This is a genomic window from Brevibacterium oceani (genome assembly GCF_013623835.1).
In the GTDB taxonomy this organism is placed as follows: Bacteria; Actinomycetota; Actinomycetes; order Actinomycetales; family Brevibacteriaceae; genus Brevibacterium; species Brevibacterium oceani.
Genome location: NZ_JABKDE010000003.1, coordinates 498,923 through 518,789, shown reverse-complemented (window position 1 = coordinate 518,789; position 19,867 = coordinate 498,923). Strand labels below are relative to the sequence as shown.

The 19,867-nt window shown below is 63.1% G+C and carries 11 protein-coding genes; 7 read left to right on the top strand and 4 right to left on the bottom strand.

The window, feature by feature from the left end; genetic code table 11:
• Nucleotides 1-8: 8 nt before the first annotated feature.
• The 3 genes from HK401_RS08800 to HK401_RS08790 all read right to left on the bottom strand — a co-directional run bounded on the left by HK401_RS08800 (nucleotide 9) and on the right by HK401_RS08790 (nucleotide 6,137).
• Nucleotides 9-2,429 (bottom strand): transglycosylase domain-containing protein, encoded by a 2,421-nt coding sequence (locus HK401_RS08800; RefSeq protein WP_309135943.1) that lies wholly within the window; start codon nucleotides 2,427-2,429, stop codon nucleotides 9-11.
• Nucleotides 2,430-2,845: 416 nt separating this feature from the next.
• A complete protein-coding gene (locus HK401_RS08795; protein ID WP_181274266.1) occupies nucleotides 2,846-4,552 on the bottom strand; it encodes an AMP-binding protein in 1,707 nt (568 codons plus the stop codon).
• 109 nt (nucleotides 4,553-4,661) lie between these two features.
• Nucleotides 4,662-6,137 carry a CCA tRNA nucleotidyltransferase gene (locus HK401_RS08790; protein WP_181274265.1) on the bottom strand — a complete coding sequence of 492 codons (1,476 nt, stop codon included), beginning with the start codon at nucleotides 6,135-6,137 and terminating at the stop codon, nucleotides 4,662-4,664.
• Between the two features lie 131 nt (nucleotides 6,138-6,268).
• Here HK401_RS08790 and HK401_RS08785 point away from each other — a divergent pair, with 131 nt between their 5' ends.
• From HK401_RS08785 to HK401_RS08755, 7 genes are all read left to right on the top strand, one after another.
• Nucleotides 6,269-6,757, top strand: coding sequence for an NUDIX domain-containing protein (locus tag HK401_RS08785; RefSeq protein WP_181274264.1), 489 nt, complete (start codon nucleotides 6,269-6,271; stop codon nucleotides 6,755-6,757).
• A complete protein-coding gene (locus HK401_RS08780; protein WP_309135942.1) occupies nucleotides 6,754-9,171 on the top strand; it encodes a DUF6049 family protein in 2,418 nt (805 codons plus the stop codon). The genes HK401_RS08785 and HK401_RS08780 overlap by 4 nt, the downstream gene beginning before the upstream one ends.
• A gap of 3 nt (nucleotides 9,172-9,174) precedes the next feature.
• Nucleotides 9,175-10,794 carry a murein biosynthesis integral membrane protein MurJ gene (gene murJ / locus HK401_RS08775; RefSeq protein WP_181274263.1) on the top strand — a complete coding sequence of 540 codons (1,620 nt, stop codon included), beginning with the start codon at nucleotides 9,175-9,177 and terminating at the stop codon, nucleotides 10,792-10,794.
• Nucleotides 10,795-10,816: 22 nt separating this feature from the next.
• Nucleotides 10,817-13,375: a protein kinase family protein gene (locus HK401_RS08770; protein WP_181274262.1), complete on the top strand. Its 2,559-nt coding sequence runs from the start codon at nucleotides 10,817-10,819 to the stop codon at nucleotides 13,373-13,375.
• A gap of 177 nt (nucleotides 13,376-13,552) precedes the next feature.
• Entirely contained in the window at nucleotides 13,553-14,527 is a 975-nt protein-coding gene (trxB, locus tag HK401_RS08765; RefSeq protein ID WP_181274261.1) for a thioredoxin-disulfide reductase, read from the top strand.
• An 89-nt stretch (nucleotides 14,528-14,616) separates the two neighbouring features.
• Entirely contained in the window at nucleotides 14,617-14,934 is a 318-nt protein-coding gene (trxA, locus tag HK401_RS08760) for a thioredoxin (protein WP_181274260.1), read from the top strand.
• Nucleotides 14,935-15,102: 168 nt separating this feature from the next.
• Nucleotides 15,103-16,191, top strand: coding sequence for an N-acetylmuramoyl-L-alanine amidase (locus HK401_RS08755; protein ID WP_258234085.1), 1,089 nt, complete (start codon nucleotides 15,103-15,105; stop codon nucleotides 16,189-16,191).
• Between the two features lie 2,312 nt (nucleotides 16,192-18,503).
• Here the strand turns inward: HK401_RS08755 and HK401_RS08750 are convergent.
• Nucleotides 18,504-19,781 (bottom strand): ParB/RepB/Spo0J family partition protein, encoded by a 1,278-nt coding sequence (locus tag HK401_RS08750; RefSeq protein ID WP_258234084.1) that lies wholly within the window; start codon nucleotides 19,779-19,781, stop codon nucleotides 18,504-18,506.
• Nucleotides 19,782-19,867: the final 86 nt, after the last annotated feature.

The window sequence follows — 19,867 nt, the reverse complement described above, 5'->3', positions numbered from 1 at the left end:
GTTACCGGTCAGCCACCAATGTCCAAGGGATCACCATTGCCGTCGGTGGTGTCCCCACCACCGTCACCTTTGCCGCCGCCCTTAGACGTACTGCCACCGTTGCTGTCGCCACTGCCTCCGGTGTCACCGCCACCGGTGTCGCCACCGCTTCCATCGTCGGAACCGTTGTCCGAGCCGCTGGACTTGTCGCCGTCACCGCCGTCGCTTCCGTTGTCCTTACCGGAGTCCTTGGAATCGTCGGATCCGTCCGTCGAGCCCTCTTCCTTGCCCTTCTCGTCGCCCTTGGAATCCGAATCCTTGTTCTTGTCCTCGTCGTCCTTCGGCTCTTCGATCGGTGCCTTCTTCTCCGAGTCGTCCCCGTCGCTGCCGCTGTTGCTGCCCGACGGTGCCTTCGGCTCGGGCTTCGGAGCCGCAGGGGCATTGGTGTTCTTCGGCTTCGGCTTGTCGGGCAGTTCGCCGCGGGCCGGGAACTGTTCGACCTTCTCGCCCTGGAGAGCCTGCTGCATGTAGTCGGTCCAGACCTGCACCGGGAACGAACCACCGGTGACCTCACCGCGGCCGCCGAAGGCGCCGATCGACACGGACTTCCCGTCGACCTCGCGGTAGAGCACGACCGAGGTCGCGAGGTTCGGCGTGTACCCGGAGAACCAGGCGGCCTTGTTCTCGTTCGTCGTACCGGTCTTGCCGGCGGCCGGGCGGCCGAGGTTCTGGGCGTAGCTGCCCGAACCGCCGTTGACGACCTGCTGCAGAGCGTAGGAGGTCTCTGCACCGACGGCCTTGTCGAAGACGCGCTTGCCCTTCGTTTCGGCCTTGTACACTTCCTTGTCCTCGGCACCCTGATTGATCTTCTTGATCGCGTGCGTCTCATGGTGGACGCCGTTCGCCGCGAACGTCGCATACGCCGAGGCCATATCGATGGGCTTGACGCTGGGCGTACCGAGCACGTTCGACGGGTTCGGGGTCAGACCGATCGAGCATCCGCCCGTGTTGCCGGCCTTCATCTCCTTATCGGTGCAGTTCGCACTCAGACCCGCACGTTCGGCGACGTCGACGGTCTTGTCCGGACCGACCTGGACGTTGAGAGCGGCATAGGCTGTGTTGATCGAGGACTGCGTCGCCTTGAGCAGGCTGACCGGGCCGTAGCTCGAGCCGCCGAAGTTATTGACCGTCCACGGCGTCCCGTCGTTGTTCAACGTCGTCGGGCTGGCGCCCGGGTAGGAGTCGGTCAGGCGCACACCGTTCTCGAGCCCGGCCACGAGGGCGAAGGGCTTGAACGTCGAACCGGCCTGGACGTGGCTCTGAGTCGAGGCGTTGAATGCCTGATCGAGGTAGTTCTTGCCGCCGTAGAAGGCTTCGATTCCGCCGTTGTCCGGGTCGATCGAGACGAGTCCCGCCTGCATGCCCTCGGGCTGCTGCTGCGGCAGTGTCTTGATGGCCTTCTCGGCGGCCTTCATCCGATCCTTGTCGAAGGTCGTGACGATGTTGTATCCGCCGCGGTCGAGCTGCGCCTCGTCGATGTCGAGCTTCTTCAGCGCCTCACGCCGCACGAAGTCCCACATGTAGCCCTTCTGGCCCGAGAGTGAGGACTCCTTGTTCTGCTTCCGCACCTCGGGCATCTTGACCTTCGCGGCCTGCTCTTCGGTGATGAAGCCTTCCTTGACCATGTTCTTGACCACGTAGTCGAAGCGGTCCTGGTAGGCACCGGGGTCGTCCGAGGGATCGGCGGCACCCGGGCGCTGGATCATCGCGGCCAGCAGTGCGGACTCGCTGAGGTTGAGCTCCGAGGCCGGCTTGTCGAAGTAGTTCTGTGCGGCCACCTCGACGCCGTAGGAGCGGCGGCCGAGGTAGATGGTGTTGAGGTAGTTCGCGAGGATCTGGTCCTTGGACTGCTGCTGGTCGATCTTGAGCGAGATGAACATCTCCTTGACCTTGCGGTCGAACGAGTGCTCGTTCGTGAGGTAGAAGTTCTTCACATACTGCTGGGTGATCGTCGAGCCGCCGCCCGCGTACTTGTTCGTCGCCACGCCGACCACGGCGCGGGAGAGGCCCTTGATCGAGATGCCGCGGTTCTCGTAGAACGAGGTGTCCTCGGCGGCGATCGCGGCCTTCTGCATGGGTTCGGAGATCTCGTCGATCTCGACGGACTTGCGGTCCTCGACCTTGTACTGGCCGATTGGGGTCTTGCCGTCGCTGTAGTAGATCGTCGACGTCTGACCGGTCGCCTCGAGGTTCGGCTCGGGGATGTCCGTCGAGGCGTATCCCACCGCGAAGAGCACGCACAGCGCGATGACGACGCTGAGCCCGCCGACGACGAGTATGCGGATGCTCGGCAGGTAACGAGTCCATCCGCTCACACCCGCACGGGGGTAGTTGAGCAGATTCTTCGTATTTCTGCCGATGTTCTTGGCTGTGTGTTGTCCCTTAGCCACCCAAGGTCCTCCAGGTCAGTCAGCCTGCCGCAATGCGTGGCGACGAGGTCCGAAAAAGGTCAAAGACGCAAATCAGTTTCGCACGCCTTCTTTAGTAGACCGTGAAAAAGTGCTGAACCACCCGCCCGATCACCGGCCGAGGTTACCAAATAGTATATCGAGTAACCCCTGACATGAACTCTCACCAGGCATTTTAATTCACCGAGGCAGAATCAACCATGACATGTGCGTGTTTGCTCACATTCACGCTCTCAGTCTTCCCTTACCTCGCCGATCCCACGCCATTCCGCCGGACGAAGCGCGCCTCCACCGGACCGATCCCGTCGATCAAGGCGAAGCGCGTCTGCAGACCGGAGGACCGATCCACAGACGCGCTCAGCCTTGAACGAGCGCCGCCAACGCTATCGGGCCCCCCGTCAGCTCTTGAGGTCGAAGTCAGTGTCAGCGTATTCCTCGCCGGTCACGCCCGGCTCGCCGCTGAATGGGTGCAGCTGGTCCTCGCGTGCCCGCAGCTCGACGCGACGGATCTTGCCCGAGATCGTCTTCGGCAGCTCCGCGAACTCGAGGCGGCGGATGCGCTTGTACGGGGCCAGGTGCTCCCGGCAGTACGCGAGGATCGACCGCGCGGTCTCGGAGTCGGCGGCGAACTTCTCGGACACGACGACATAGGCCTTCGGCACCGCGAGGCGCACCGGGTCCGGCGAGGGCACGACAGCCGCCTCGGCGACGGCTTCGTGTTCGATGAGCACGCTCTCGAGCTCGAACGGGGAGAGCCGGTAGTCGCTGGCCTTGAACACATCATCGGCGCGACCGACGTAGGTGATGTAGCCGTCCTCGTCACGCTGGGCCACGTCGCCGGTGTGGTAGACGCCGCCTTCGAACGCCTCGGCGGTCTTCTCCTCATTGTTCCAGTACCCGCTGGTCAGACCGATGGGTCGGGGATCGAGGCGGAGGCAGATCTCGCCCTCGTCGCCTTCCTCGCCCGTGCTGGGATCGATGAGGACGACGTCGAACCCGGGCAGTGCCTTGCCCATCGAGCCGTACTTGAGCGGCTGGTCAGGCGAGTTGCCGACCTGCAGGGTCGTCTCCGTTTGGCCGAAGCCGTCGCGGATGAGCACACCCCAGTCGCTCTTGACCCGGTCGATGACCTCGGGGTTGAGCGGTTCGCCCGCGCCCAGAGCCTTCTGCGGCGGGGTCTTGAGGTGTCCGAGATCGGCCTGGATGAGCATCCGCCACACGGTCGGCGGGGCGCAGAAGCTCGTCACGCCGACCCGGTCCATGGTCTCCATGAGAGCGTTCGCGTCGAAGCGCGAGTAGTTGTAGAGGAACACGCAGGCCTCGGCGATCCATGGGGTGAAGATGTTCGACCACGCGTGCTTGGCCCAGCCGGGCGAGGCGACATTGAGGTGGACGTCGCCGGGGGTCAGGCCCATCCAGTACATCGTGGAGAGGTGTCCGACCGGGTAGGAGACGTGCGAGTGCGCGACCATCTTCGCCTTCGACGTCGTACCCGAGGTGAAGTAGAGCAGCAGCAGGTCATCGGCCCGCGACTGGCCCTGCGGGTCGAACGATGCGCTCTCCTCGGCGGCTTCGGAGTACGTGTAGTCCTGCTGGCGCGTGGCATCGGCTCCGACGACGATGCGCACGACATCGGACTCGACGTCGTCGAATTTCGCGGCATCCGCGGCACCGGCGACGACGAATTCGGCCCGGCCCCGGTCGACGCGGTCGGCCAGATCGATGGGACCGAGCTGGGTGGTTGCGGGCAGCAGCACCGCGCCGAGCTTGATGCCGGCGAGCATCGTCTCCCACAGCTCGACCTGGTTGTTGAGCATGACCATGACATGGTCGCCGCGCTTGACTCCCGCGCGGCGGAGGTAGTTGGCGACCTGGTTCGACCGCGCCGAGAGCTCCGCGTAGCTCCACTTGCCCTCGGATCCGTCCTGCTCGACGATCCACAGAGCCGGAGCGTCGTTGTTCTCGGCGACCTTGTCGAACCAGTCGAGGGCGAAGTTGAAGTGGGTGAAGCGCGGCCATTCGAACGTCGAACGGGCCGCTTCATAGTCGGTACGAAGCTCGATCAGCTGGTCTCGGGCTGCCCGGAACTCCTCGGTCACTGTCATGGCTGTCTCCTCACATCATCGCCGCCGTCACATGCTGTGACGTCGAGCACAAATCTACGCGATACCGAAGCTATCAGCACCACGCTGCGAAGAGCTCAGCGGGGGTCGATCACCCTCCCAGCGTCTCCCACCAGGACCGCAGCTCCACCTCGGCGCGTTCGGGTCCCAATGGTCCGTGCTCCATCCGCAGCTCGAGGAGGTGCTTGTAGGCCTTGCCCACCAGCGGCGATGGTTCGATGTCGAGGATCGCCATGATCTGCTTGCCGTCGAGGTCCGGCCGGATCGCCGCAAGCTCCTCCTGTTCGGCGAGCGCCTCGATCCGCTCCTCGAGGTCGTCGTAGGCGAACGCCAGACGGTCGGCCTTCTTCTTGTTCCGTGTCGTCACGTCGGCGCGGGTGAGGATGTGCAGGCGGGAGAGCAGCGGGCCGGCATCGGTGACGTAGCGACGCACCGCCGAATCCGTCCACCCGGCATCGCCGTAGCCGTAGAAGCGCAGGTGCAGCTCGACGAGGCGGCCGACAGCCTTCGTCGTGTCCTTGTCGAAGCGCAGCGCCTTCATCCGCTTGGCCGTGAGCTTCGCCCCCACCGCATCGTGGTGGTAGAAGGTCACCGCGCCGCCGGGCTGGAAGCGCCGGGTCGCAGGCTTGCCCACATCGTGCATGAGCGCGGCGAAGCGGACCACGAAGTCAGGCACCCGCAGCCGCTGCGGGTCGTCATCGGCCATCCCGGACTCCTGCTGCGCCGCGGCGTAGCGGGCCTCGAGGTCGACGGCCTGACGCAGCACCGTCAGCGAGTGCTGGTAGACGTCCTTGTGCCGGTGGTGCTCGTCGGTCTCCAGTCGCAGTCCCGCCACCTCGGGCAGGACGTGATCGGCGATGCCGGTGCGCACGAGCAGGTCGACGCCGGCGGCCGGGTCGATGCCTGTCATGAGTTTGAACAGTTCGACCTGGACGCGTTCGGCGGAGATGATGTCGATCCGCTCGGCCATCGCCGTCATCGCCTCTTCCACCTCGGCGACGGGGTCGAGGCCCAGCTGCGAGGTGAAGCGGGCGGCGCGCATCATCCGCAGCGGGTCGTCGGAGAAGGAGTCTGCTGCCGCTCCCGGCGTGCGGATGTGTCCGGCGATGAGGTCGTCGAAGCCGCGATGCGGGTCGACGAAGGTCTTGCCCGGCAGGCGGATCGCCATCGCCCCGATCGTGAAGTCGCGGCGCACGAGGTCGGCGTCGAGATCGGTGCCGAAGCGCACGACGGGTCTGCGCGAGTCCGCCTCGTAGGCCTCTGCGCGATAGGTCGTGATCTCGATCTGCACACCGGACTTCACCGCCCCGATCGTGCCGAACTCGCGTCCGATGTCCCAATGCGTGTCGACCCAGTCCCTGATCAGGGCCAGGATGTCATCCGGGTGCGCATCGGTGGTGAAGTCGAGGTCGGGCATCGGGCGACCGAGCAGCGCATCACGGACCGACCCGCCAACGAGGGCGAGTTCGAATCCGGCCCCTGAGAACCTCTGACCCAGCGGGCCGAGGATGTGCTCGAGTTCGTCGAGCTTGTCGTGCAGTCGGGTGTGCGCGGTCTGCGGATCCACCGAGCTCCTTATTCTTGGGTCCTTCTCGTCCGGCAAGTGCCGCCCGCGGGCAGGCGGAAGTTCTCGTCACGATAAGCCTACCGGGCGCCGATGACACGGAACTTCCAAGCTTCGCCTACTAAGGTAGGAGAATGACCACACCGATGCCCAAGCCGGGACCCCGAACGTCCCGCCGCACCACGGTGGAGGAGATCTCCGCCGGTGGCATCGTCGTCGACTTCTCCCATCCGCGGCTGACCGTGGCCGTCATCGCCCGGATCAATCGGGCCGGTCGGATCGAATGGTGCCTTCCAAAGGGTCATCTCGAAGGGACGGAGACCCCCGCCGAGGCGGCCCGCCGTGAGGTCGAAGAGGAGACCGGGATCGCCGGCCAGATCATCTGCCCCCTGGGAACCGTCGACTACTGGTTCACCGTCACCGGCATCCGAATCCACAAACTCGTCCACCATTTCCTGCTCCGTGCACAATCGGGAACGCTGACCGTGGATAATGATCCTGACCAAGAAGCGATCGATGCGGCATGGGTGCCCTTCAATGAGCTGCGTTCGCGCCTCTCGTTCGCCAACGAACGCCGCATCGTCGCCGCCGCCCGACCGATGGTCTCCCGAATGGAGCAGTGAAACCCATTCCCGTCCGCCGCCCGCGTTTCCTCATCGCCCTGCTGAGCATCCTCTTCCTGCTCGCAGGGCCGGTTTTCGCACTTCCGCTCCTCACGGCCACCTCGGCGAGTGCCACGACGAACGCGGCCGCGGCGAACGCGACCGCGGCGAACGCAGCTGCCACGACCAACACGGCCGCCACGACGAACGTGGCCGCGAGCCCGACCGCGAATACCGGCTCCGATGGATCAGCGTCCGATGGATCCGGCAACGACGCCGCGCAGGGCTCCGGCGTCTCGGTCCGCATCGACGAGGTGACCCCCTGGGTCGATGAGAAGGGAACGCTCACGGTCCGCGGGCTCGTGTCCAACGGCACCAAGAAGGCGATCGAGAAGCCGAGCCTGGGACTCGAGATGTCGACGCGCACCCTCGATTCGGAATCGCGCATCAGCGCGTGGAAGCAGAGTCAGGCACGGCACCGGACCATCGCCGACCTCGAACACGACGGACCGGAGGCCCGCAAGAAGGCCGAGAAGAACCGCAGCGATGACGACTCCAAGGCACCCGAAGTCGATGCGACCTTCGATGAGAAGATCGACCCCGGCGCCTCGTATGAGTTCACTTTCGAAGTCCCCGCCGACGATCTCGGCTTGAGCAAGTCCTCGCCCGTGAGCTCATGGGGTCCGCGGGGACTGGCCGTGCAGCTCGGCGACTCCACCGGACTGCGTGCCTCCCAGATCGGCTTCACCACGTGGTACCCGAGCCCGAAGTTCGATCAGACGAAGGTCAGTCTGCTCGCACCCGTCACCCTGCCCGGGCACTCGGAGGGTGGGCTCATCAGCCCCGACCGCCTCGACGATGCCATCGCCGACGGCGGTTCGCTCGCGACGGTGAAGAAGCTGCTCGAGCACAAGAAGCTCGGACTGGCCATCGACCCGCGGGTGCTGACCTCCTTCGAAGCCGCGATCGCCGAACCGCCCGACAGCGACGCCCCCGAAGAGACCGAAGAGCCTGCGGACAAGGACGGTGCGGAGGCGCAGACCCCGCCTGCCGGAGCCGCCGAGGACACCGACGAGGACGCCAGCGCGGCCGAGCTCAAGGCCGAAGAGGATCAGCGCAAACGCTTGGACTCCTGGTATCAGGACTTCGTATCCGAGGCGCAGAAGCACACGATCGTCGCCCTGCCCTTCGGCGATCCGGACCTCAGCGCTCTGCGCGGGACGAAGATCGACCGGCTCGGCGACTTCGCGCAGAAGCAGCGATCGATCGTCTCCGATGTGTTCCCCGACGCCCGGACGGACATCGCCTGGCCGGTGGCCGGCAGCGCGACGAAGTCCGGCCTGCGCGCACTGGAGAAGACGGGTAACTCCACCGCGATCGTCAGCGATGAACAGCAGCCGTCGACGACCGGCATCCGCGACGATGCGCATTCGCAGACGACGACCACCGACGATGGGGAGTCGACGATCGACACCCTCGTCACGGACACGGGGCTGACGGATCAGAGCGCCGAGGCGATCGCTGCCGATCATCCCGCCTCGGCGCTGTCCGAGCTCGTCGCGAAGTCGGCGGCGATCCAATCCGAAGCCCCCTACCGCACACGCGAACTGCTCGTTCCGCTCCCACGCGCGGCCGCCTCGGCGGGATGGGAGGACACGATCGAGATGCTCTCCTCCGCGCCCTGGATCGCCCCCACCGGGGTCGACGATCTGCTCGACTCTCCCTCCACTCAGCGCGGACTGCTCCAGTCGGACTCCGACGCACCGCACATCCGTGCGCGGGCCGTGCGCTCCCTGGGCCAGACCAGGGCCGAGCAGGAGGATTTCAACAGCGTCTTCACCGATCGGGACAGCGCGGACATCCGGATGGATCGGGAGCTGCTCAGCTGCACCTCGGCGGCGTGGACCCTGGGCAGGAACGCGAACATCTGTGCGGGAGCGGCGCGTGAGCAGAGCACGAAGCTCATGGACAGCCTGCACCTGCGGAAGGGATCCTCGGTTCTCCTCGTAACCGGGGAGGAGACGACGATCCCGGTGACGATCGTCAATGATTCCCCCGCCGAGGCGAGCCTGAGGATCCGGATGAAACCGGCGACCCCGCAGCTGCGGGCGCAGGAGACGACGACCGTGAAGGTGCCGCCGGCGGAGACGATGCGCGTCGACGTGCCCGTCGAAGGGCTGGCCAATGCGGACGTTCCGACGACGATCGAAATGGTCTCGGCCGACGACGTCGTCCTACCCAAACACGAATCGCTCATGGTCAGAGTGCGTGCCGACTGGGAGAACATCGGCACAGCGGTGATCGGATTGGCCTTGGCCGCAGTGTTCGTGATCGGGTTGGTCAAAACGATCGCCCGAGGTCGCCCCAAGATCCCCGAAGACCAGCTGGCCGATGCGATGGCCCGCGCTCAGACCGACGAGAACGAAAAGAGGTAGAACGTGTCCGGCTTCTCATCCCTGGCCCGGTCCTCGGCGATCATGACCGCGGGCACACTGACCTCCCGCGTCCTCGGATTCGTCAAGGCCTCGATGCTGGCCATGGCAATCGGCGTGGTCTACGTGCAGGCCGACGCCTTCGACGTCGCGAACAAGGTGCCCAACACCCTCTACATGCTGCTCGCCGGCGGTGTGGTCAACGCCGTGCTCGTCCCGCAGCTGGTGCGTGCTTCGAAGCGTGAGGACGGCGGCACGGACTTCACGAACCGTCTGCTCACCCTGTCCTTCCTCATGCTCGGCCTGGTCTCCGTCGTCGCGACACTGGCGGCACCGCTGCTCGTGTGGCTCTACTCTTCCGGGTGGAGCCACGAGCAGCTGGCTCTGGCCACCGCGTTTGCCTACTGGTGCCTGCCGCAGCTGTTCTTCTACGGCCTCTACACGCTGCTGGGTCAGGTGCTCAACGCGAAATCCTCGTTCGGCCCCTACATGTGGGCACCCGTGCTCAACAACGTCGTCGCGATCGCCGGCCTCGCCGTCTTCATCCTCGTCTTCGGCAGCAACGACGCTTCCCCGCACAACCTCGACACGTGGACGCCAGAGAAGATCGCCCTCATCGCCGGCACCGCGACTCTCGGCGTCGTCGCTCAGGCGCTCATCCTCATCTGGCCGCTCAAACGGATCGGCTTCAAATACAAGCCGACGTTCGGCTTCCGCGGAGTCGGCCTGGGGTCGGCCGGGAAGGTCGCGTTCTGGACATTCGCGGCGATGCTCATCGGCCAGATCGGATTCCTCATCATCTCCCGCGTCGCCTCGGGAGCCTCTGTTCCCGGCGACGGCAACGCCGCGAACACGGCGTATACGAACGCCTACCTCGTCTTCATGCTCCCGCATTCGCTCATCGCGGTGTCCCTGGCGACCGCCCTGTTCACCTCGTTGGCCAAGAATGCGGCCGATGAGGACACCGAGGCGGTGGTCGGCGACTTCTCGATGGGTGTGCGGATGGTCGGCATGGTCAATGCCTTCGCCCTCGCCGCCCTCGTCGTCCTCGCCTCGCCGGTGGCGATGATCATCGCCGGTCCTGGTCGCGAGCAGGCTATGGCCATCGGTCTGGTCATCATCACGATGGTCTTCGGCCTCGTTCCCTTCAGCGCGAACTATCTGGCACAGCGCGTGTTCTACGCCTACGGAGACGCGAAGACTCCGTTCCTCATCCAGCTGCCGCAGATCGTCTTCCAGTCCCTGGCGGTGCTTTCGGCATCGATCTTCCCGAAGTCGGTGACCGTGGCGATCATCGGTCTGATCATGAGCCTCGGCTACCTCATGGCGATGATCATCTCGTTCGCAGTCCTGAAGAAGCGCCTCGGCGAAATCGATCTGCGCGAAATCCTCACCTCACACTTCAAGTTCCTCCTCGCGGCCATCGTCGCCGGCGGTGCCGGCTTCGGACTCCTCAGCTTCTTCCCGGACTTCGCTCTCTCCGGCCGCTGGCCGGCGTTGGCCTCGACGGCAGGCGTGGGAATCGTGATGCTCGCCTTCTTCATCGGAGCTTGCTATTTGCTCAGAGTCAGAGAGTTGCATTCGATTATTGACGTGGTTGCTGGAAAACTAAGAAAAGCAGCCTGATCCCTTTCAATCCCCACCGGAGGTGGTCGCCCTGATCGATATCGAACCCGGCATGGTGGTGGCCGGCCGTTACGTCGTATCGACTGTCGACCGTCGCTGGCTGCCCGAGAAGCCCGATGTCGGCGCCGTCTGCACAGGCCTGGACGCGATCCTCGACGAACCCGTCCTCATCCTCGTCGCCGATGCCGATGGATCCAATGATGTCCTCGAAGCAGCCCGCCGTGTGTCGATCCTCGGTGATCCGCGCATCGCCCCGACGCTCGACGTCGGTCATTCGAACGGGCTGGACTACATCGTCATCAAACGCATCGCGGTCACCCCGTGCAATCAGATCCTGCCGCGTTCGCCGCTGCCCGTCGACGCCGCCTGCGCCCTCATCGGCGAGGTCGGCTCGGCCTTGGTGACCTCGGCCAGGCGCGGACTGTTCCACATGTTCCTGCGCCCGAGCGTGGTGGGTCTGACTTCGAAGGGTGCGGTGGTCATCGCAGGCATCGGCGTCGATGCGGCACTGGCGCTGGACACCGGGCTCGTCGAGCAGACGGACTACTCGCCGACGAAGGCATCACGGCGGGACGCGCTGGCTCTCGTCCAGCTCTTCTACACGGCTCTGACCGGGTATTGGCCCGGCGATGAGGCCTTCGACGGCATTCCTCCGGCAGAGAAGGAGAATGCCCGGATCGCGCGGGTCAAGGCTCTCAACCCCGAGGTCTCCGACGAACTCGACGACTTCGTCAGCGGCATCATCACCGGTTCGGACCCCGGGCCCGGGTCGGTCGCCGAGGTGCTCGGCTACATCGACGACTGGGACCCGCAGCTCCTGCGCTATGTCAACCGCGCCCCGGCGACCGAAAACGACACTCTCTTCGACAGCTCTCCGCGCAGCTTCGATGAGGCGACGAGTCTGCCGGCACCGCGGTCCCGGTCGATCGGTTCCGGCCCCGACGGCTCGGCCGGGGCCAGTGAGGACCAGGTGCAGGCCGCTCTCGTCCGCATCGGCATCACCCGACCCGGCACACGCGGTCTGGCCGCGGGAGTCGTCGGGAACACCACGGGCCGCTACGCCGATCGGATGCAGATGCGTGAGGCCTCGAGCTTCCCCATCGGCAAAGAGCAGCTCGACAACGCCGCCCAGGAGTGGGAGGAATGGGAGCCGGAACAGACCTACTCCGAGTATTCGGCGTACGCCGCTCACGAATACGACGAGAACCTCACGACCCCGATCATGAGCCGGGAGGAGGATCCCGACCCGGACACTCAGGCTCTCGAGATCGTCCCGGAGGACGAGGGTGATGAGAACGACACCCGCGTGATCATGGACAACGAAGAGGATGAGGACGACGGATCCTGGTTCCTCGGCGGGATGTTCGAGACGAACGAACAGCAGCGCGAACACCAGCGGCGAGAGTACGAACGCGAGCGCCGCATTGCGAAGGCGAAGGAGGACGAGGCGCGCAGGCGCCTGGCCGCCTTCGAAGCGAGTTCCGCGACTCGGCAGCAGGAGGCCAATGCCTCCTCTCCTCCGAAGGAGATGCGCCGGCTGTCGCCGGACACCGTCGCCGAGGCGGGTCCGGGCTCGGCCGCGAACACGACGTCATCGACGGGTGGCGGTTCGTCGGCCGGCTCATCAGCGAGTGCGTCGACGGGTTCCGGTCCGGCCGCAAGTTCGTCTTCGGTCAAGCCGGCCCAACGCAAGGCTGCAGGTGCACCCCGTCGGCAGCACAGCGAATCCGCTGAAGGCACGAAGCCGTCGGCACGCTCGGCCGGTTTCGGCGCGGCAGCGGCCGGCGCAGCAGGGGCCGCGGCCGTGGGTGCCGGGGCTGCTGCAGGCGGTTCCTCCGGCACCGGGGCTGGACACAGTTCCGCCGGGACCGGAGCCGGTGCTGCCGCGACTGGGGCTGGACACAGTGCCGCCGGGAGCGGCGGTTCCGCCGGCGGATCCGGTTCGTCGGGCGGCCCAGGCACTGAGGACCGTGATCCGGCGGCTACACGCAAGCCGTTCCTGTGGTTGGTCCTCGGTCTCGTCGTCGTCGCGGTCATCGTGTTCGGCATCGTCGTCATCAATCTCAACTCCGGCGACGACGAGTCGACGCCGGTGACCGAGTCGTCCGCGCCGAGCGAAGAGCCGACGAAGAAGAAGGAGACGAAGTCTCCGAAGGCCGAGCCGGTGACGATCGATTCTGTCGAGTCGCTCGACCCCGAGGGCGATGGTGAGGAACACGACAGCGAAACCGAGAACGTGATCCCGAAGGCCGCGGGCTCATGGAACACCGACCGCTACAACTCGGCCGAGTTCGGCAACTTGAAGTCGGGCGTCGGACTGCTCTTCCAATTCGAGGACGAGGCGACCGTCAGCCAGGCCAAGGTCTTTTCGGACAATTCCGGCGGAAAGTTCGAGATCCGCGACGGAGACGATCCTGAGGACGCGAAGGTCATCGGGAAAGGCACCTTCGACTCCGACGGCGGTGTCACGGTCAAGTTCGACGAGAAGGTCACCACGGACACGCTCATCCTCTGGGTGACCGAGCTTCCACAGACCGAAGGCGGATACAAAGCGACCATCAGCTCGGTCTCATTCAAGTAGGCCACCGCAGGCCTCACTGTTCGAACGCCGGCTCGCCGGTCGTTCGATCGCAGCCTGGTTCGAGGCGGACAGGTGCGGAATAGTCTTCGGCACCGTACGGTTATAGGTACGAATGTCATTCCGCGCGACACGCCGTGACGCGCCGGGCACAGCAAGCAGAAACAGGGATCTTTTCACATGACTGATACTCAACTGGTGATCATCGGGTCGGGGCCGGCCGGCTACACCGCAGCTGTCTACGCAGCGCGTGCGAACCTCTCACCCGTGGTGATCGCCGGATCGGTGACCGCAGGCGGCGAACTCATGAACACCACCGATGTGGAGAACTTCCCCGGATTCCCCGCAGGGGTGCAGGGCCCGGAACTCATGGAGAGCATGCGTGAGCAGGCCGAGAAGTTCGGCGCCGAAGTGATCTACGACGATGTCTCGAGTCTCAGGCTCAACCCCGGCGCGCACGAGATCGAAACCGCACTGGGCGCCCGCTACACGGCGAAGGCCGTCATCCTCGCGACCGGTTCGGCCTATCGCGAGCTGGGTCTGCCGAACGAGAAGCAGCTCTCCGGCCACGGAGTCAGCTGGTGTGCCACCTGCGACGGATTCTTCTTCCGCGACCAGCACATCGCCGTCATCGGTGGTGGCGACTCCGCTCTCGAGGAAGCAACATTCCTCACCCGTTTCGCCTCGAAGGTCACTCTGGTCCACCGTCGCCAGGAGCTGCGCGCGTCGCAGGCGCTGCAGGATCGGGCCAGGGCCGACGAGAAGCTCGAGTTCCTTTTCGACAGTGAGGTCGCCGAGGTCCACGGTGAGGATTCGCTCACGGGACTGACCATCCGCAACACCGTCACAGGCGAGACCTCGGAACTGCCGGTCACAGGCATGTTCGTGGCTATCGGATCGGATCCGCGCACCAGCCTGTTTGCCGATCAGCTCGACCTCCGCGCCGACGGTTACCTCCGCGTGGATGGACGCTCGTCGAAGACCTCGGTCGAAGGTGTCTTCGCCGCCGGAGATGTCATTGACTCGGTCTACCGTCAGGCCATCACTGCGGCCGGATCCGGGTGCTCTGCAGCTCTCGATGCCGAACACTACCTCGCAGACCTCGAGGCGGCACAGAAGCCCGCGATAGCCGAGGCCGCTCCCGTCGGGTCCTGACCACCACCGCCCACGGGCGAGTGGGGAATGAAACCGACAGACCCACTGTTCCTGATAGAGAAAACCGCTCCTGAAGAGAAAGGCTGCTCATGTCGACAGAAGTCACTGACGCCACGTTCGAAGAGACCGTTCTGAAGTCCGATAAGCCCGTGCTCGTCGATTTCTGGGCACCCTGGTGCGGACCCTGCCGCATGGTCAGCCCGATCGTCGACCAGATCGCGGAGGAGAACGCCGATAAGCTCAATGTCGTCAAGGTCAACACCGACGAGAACCTTGAGACCGCAAGCACCTACGGAATCACCTCGATCCCGGCCCTCTACGTCTTCAAGGACGGGGAAGTCGCCAAGACCATCATCGGTGCACGACCGAAGCCTGCCCTCGAAGATGAGCTCTCCGACTTCATCTGATCGATCTCTAAGGCGCCTGTTGTAGTATCAACAGGCGCCTTAGGCGTATCTGCACCTGCACGCATACACCTGCACCAGCACACCGACCCTCGACCCGTTTCACACACGATTGGCAACGCATTGACGAATACAAACCAACCACGCTATTCGCGTGGCGACATTTCCGAGATGCTGCCCACCCTCAAATCACAGATGGCCCGGCTGGGACTCAGTGTCGGGGACGTCGCATCGGCCGATTTCGATCGAGCTTTCGAACTCGGAGTACGACAGTTCCAACAGGACAGAGGAATTCTCTGCGACGGTGTGCTCGGCCCTGAGACGTTCTCAGAGCTGGACCAGGCGCGATTCCAGCTAGGTGATCGTGTCCTCCGTTTTGACCCCGTCAGGGTCCTCACAGGCGACGATGTCGTCCGCCTCCAGACCCAACTGGCCGGGCTCGGGTTCTATCCGGGCCGCATCGACTCCGAATACGCCGCCCTCACCGAAGCCGCGGTCAAGGAACTCCAGATGAGCCTGGGCACGAAGGTCGACGGTGTCACGGGACCCCAGACCCTGCGTGGACTCGCCGCCATCGATCGCAACCAAGACACCGGCAATCTCTTCGCCCTCCAGGAACGCGCCCGAGTAGCAGCCTCCGGCACGTCTCTCGTGGGGCGAACCTTTGTCATCGAGGCAGCAACTACAGTTGTAGATTTCGAGACTCTTCCAATGACCGAGGAGCAGTCCGAACTCGAGCGTCAGGTCACTTCCGATATAGCAAATCGCCTTGTCGGCCGTCTTGAGGCGATCGGCGCCGGGGCGATCTTGCTCGAGGGCGATGCCGCCGAAGTCAACAGGGCCGATGGTCTTGGCGCTTCTGCTGTCATCACAGTGACGGCCGATGTCAGTAAGTCAAAGGATGCCAACGGTATCGCAACCTTCTATTTCGGACATGAACGCAAGTCCGACCTGAACTCTCCGACCGGGCAGAAGCTTGCAGAACTCATCCAAGGGGAGGTCGTCGCAAGGACCGGCATGTTGGACTGCCGGGCTCATGCCCGTACGTGGTCATCGCTCAAGCGTCTGAAGACACCGAAGATCCACGTCGTGACCGGCTACCTCACGAACGAAGATGATCGGGATCGCCTACAGGATCCGAATATTCGTGATTCCATTGCGGACGGAATTGCGGTCGGGTTACAGCGTCTCTACATTCTTGAGGATAAGGATCCTCAGACCGGTACACTCAGCCTTGAAGAGATCAAGGCCTTCGGCTGAACCTTCTTCCATTCGGCTCTCTCCCAGCCAGACGGGGCGATCACAGCTCAATACCAGAATTTCGCGTTGTGCTGATACCGCTATGGCCACAGGCCCGAAGACCTCCGCTATCGACGACAGCTAACTGGCTTCGGCACTCACACTGCCCGCTTCAACTCATTCACGAACTCGATCTGATCTACACGCGCCACCGACTTCCATCCGGTTCTCAACTGATATATTCTGCTACTTCCACTTCGGCGCTCAGTGTTACGAACAATCAGACCCAGAGCCAGAGACCCCAAGGTGAGATGGCCAGTTCGTCTTTCTGCCCGTGTTTCACGTGAAACAGTCTGTAGCACTTGCCATGCCAACGCACGTTGGACATCCACCTTTGCCGCGCTTGGAGCGGATACCGAATCCCACTCCGATGTCAACACACATACATCATTGGTGCGCTCACCCAGCGCCAATTGTGTCGAGCCTCTGTTGCCGCCGAAGGATCCATTGCTTCGTTACTGCCGTTTCACGTGAAACGGACTTCAGTCCAAATCTCGTTCAGTTAGATGGTGCCCCTCGTCCAGGGTGTATATCGATCATTCATTAGCTCACATATACTTCTCTACAGAGAGTGGTGGTCGCTTTCAATCGGCCTTTCCGCTCCTAGTCCGTCATACGGCCCTATCCGCCAACGAGCAGATGTCACGATCGCAGATCATGGCTCGCGGCCAGCATCAGCTACCGGGAGAGTGTACCACGGGGGAATGTTTCACGTGGAACACAGAACCACCCCGCTTGAACTTCGGCGTGGGCTCCTTCTGGCGCGGAGTCGGATATCAGGCTGCCGGGGGGGCTCCCAGTACTGCGGCCTTAACAATTGATATCGTCGAGCTGCCGTCCGATCCGACCACCAGGTAGATTTAGATCTCTAGTCCACGTACTGTCACCCACCAGCATCACAACCGACGGCTCCCGAGGAACAAGTTGCACGTGGAGCGAGTAGCTCACGACGCGGTCTTCCGGTTGCGTGTGGTGTATTTCAGTCCGTTCAGTACCACCCTCCACGTTCACATGTGCTGGCCAACCTGTGAAGGAGCGCGCGCATGTTTCACGTGAAACTACAGATCCGAAGACGACCCTGACTGCAACACCTGGTGCCACATTCAATACCATCCGGATGAAGCTTAAGACCGATCTTGACCGAGCGTCACCACACGAGCGCGGTCCATTCGTCATACTGTAGAGCCGCTCTGATGAAGCAGCTGAGACCATAAACGCTAGTCAATATGCCCCCTCTGATATCGGTTCGTCATCTGGTTGTGTCCGGAGACCAACCGATACGGACACAAAGTGCTTAGCGCCAACTCACTGAGCCAGCCTCGTTCTCCTATACGATCGTCGTAATGGTCTTCCCAGTCAGGTCCGACGCGTACTCTCAGCAAGATATTGCGAATACTGCACATACAACGTATGAAAGACGTCGAACCGACCAAACATCGTCCTTATAGCCACGGCTGATCCCGTTTCACGTGAAACGAGTGCAAAGCTGAGAGAACCGAACGTCGAACCTGTTGCAGGAAAAACTTCAATCAACCCGGTTGCGGCTCCGCATCGATTGGGGGATTCCAAAGACACCCGAACAAGCGAAATTTGCGCGGCTAAGGAATGTTTCACGTGAAACCGTTTGGGCTCTGTATATGGACTCATCAGCGACTCATTAGCCCACAATATTGGACGCGATAGAAGACCCTTGGACGCACCCTTCGGGCACGATAATTCAAAGCTGGCACACTACCGACGCGTCCCCTTTAGCAATTCGTTCGAAGAGTCTTGTAGGACGATACGTCAGAACGAGGTGCCATCTGCAGACGAACGCTTGCACCTCTCATAAGACAACCACCTACCGATTTGCAATGACAGGCGCCTGATGTCGAATCGCGAACCGGCTGGAGCTTCGACAACGCTCAATTACCACGAAATGCGGCCGTCAACCAGCTGCTATGTGAACATATAATGCAACTTCATGGCCGGAGATTTGACCAGAAACTATGTTTCACGTGAAACCGTGACAGTTATCGCTTACCTGGAAGCTACAAGCGGATCGCGGTTCTTCTACTGGAAGAAGAGCGCGCATCGGGCCGACGCCGTGGAGTTCAGTCCGAAATGTTACACGTGAAACGCCAAGAGACGCGAGGACGACCGAGCGGGACCCCACCCCAACGCCATATTGCATATCCGGATGCATACTGCGCTCGTCGTGCGAAAAGAAGAGAACCCCGGCGAACAAAATCGCCGGGGTTCCGAGCTCGAAACGATCAGGAACTCAAAGACTCTTATTCGCTAGCAGCCTCGCTGATTCCCAACAGGCCGAGAATGCGGTCGAGATCCTCCTGATTCGCAAACTCGACGCTCAGCTTGCCCTTCTTCTTACCGACGGAGATGTTCACCTTCGTATCCAGACGGTCCCCGAGACGCTCCGCCACTGCTAAGAATTCAGGAGCAACCTTCGATGTTGCACGTGAAACATTGATCGAATCACCGCGATTGAGCAGGACGACCGCTTCTTCGGATGCCCTGACCGAAAGTCCCTCTGCTACAATCCTCTGCGCCAGAACTTCCATATGCTCCGGGTCCCGCAGACCAAGGATGGCCCTCGCATGACCGGCCGAAATAACGCCGGCCGCAACTCGACGCTGAACCAATGGAGGCAGACGCAGAAGACGAAGAGTATTGGAGATCTGCGGACGTGATCGTCCGATACGTTCGGACAGCTCCTCCTGAGTGCAGCCGAAGTCCTCGAGCAGCTGTCCGTATGCCGCAGCCTCTTCCAAGGGATTCAACTCTGCGCGGTGAAGGTTCTCAAGAAGCGCGTCGCGGAGAAGATCGGTGTCTTCGACGTAGCGAATGATCGCGGGGATCGTTGACAGACCCGCATCCTTCGTAGCGCGCAGACGCCGCTCACCCATGATGAGTTCGAAGCGGCTCCGATCGCTCGGCTTCTGGCGAACGACAACGGGCTGCAGGACGCCGATCTCGCGAATGCTGTGGACGAGTTCGGCGAGCAGATCTTCGTCGAAGACCGTACGGGGCTGCCGCGGGTTCGCATCGATGAGATCGACTTCGATCTCACCGAATTCCGTGTCCGGGATCGACTCAACACCGGCATAAGCCTGATCAGAGTCTGTTGAATCGCTTGCCGAACTGTCGTCGGCTTCATCAATATCGCCGGTTTCGTCGTCTTTGCCGGATTCACCGACACCTGGGACCGAGTCAGCAGGAGTCGCAGCCACCGGCGCTTCAGCGGCAGGCGCGGTCTCGGGGCTCCGGCCACCGCCAGATGACACTACATCAGTAGTTTTCTTGCGTGCCGCTCCATTGGTATCCACGCCGCCGACGTCCTCCGACGAACCAGTTGCTGCTTCATCGGTGTTGTCGTGACCTGATGATGTGAACACGCCAGGATGAGTCTCACGCACGTCCTCGAGGACGTCCGCAACGGCCGCAGACTCGGCCTCAGAGCCTGTACGCGCCTCACGATCACCCTTGATGCCATCATCGACCGAGCGCGCCGTCTGAGCCGCAGATTCGGGCTCGACAGGTGATTCGGCCAATTCAGAAGGCTTCGACGGCGAAGAGCCCGTTGAGGGTGCCTTGGCAGAACCCGCCTTTGCCGACGCCTTCGTAGAGGTCGATGAGT